The organism is Streptomyces niphimycinicus, from assembly GCF_018883605.1.
GTDB classification, from domain to species: Bacteria; Actinomycetota; Actinomycetes; order Streptomycetales; family Streptomycetaceae; genus Streptomyces; species Streptomyces niphimycinicus.
On sequence record NZ_JAHLEM010001379.1, the window covers coordinates 1 to 300 of the forward strand.

The following is a 300-nucleotide window of genomic DNA, read 5'->3' on the forward strand; positions in this document are numbered from 1 at the left end:
CGTCGAGGCCGAGCCCGCGCAGCGCCTCGCGCTGGGTCATCAGCCCGGCGCCGGGTCCGGCCGCGGCGGCGCACGCGTCCATCGCGACATGCGCCGTCAGATCGCAGGAGCCGTCCGGTACGGGCCGCACTTCGCGCCCCTCGCGGAAGCCGGTCAGGGTGCCGAAGGGGGGCCGGGCGGCGCGTTCGTGGCCGTAGTCGACGGCGACCGCGAGGCCCGCCCGCAGGGAGCGCACGGCCCGGGCCCAGGCCGCCTCGCGCGGATGGCCGATCTCGGCGCGCAGCCCCGGTTCGGCGCCCG

The 300-nt window shown here is 80.0% G+C and carries 1 protein-coding gene; it reads right to left on the reverse strand.

The window, feature by feature from the left end; all coding sequences use genetic code 11:
- Positions 1–300, reverse strand: a 300-nt coding sequence (locus KN815_RS49815; RefSeq protein WP_216348268.1) for an SAM-dependent methyltransferase, incomplete at both ends; no start/stop codon positions are given.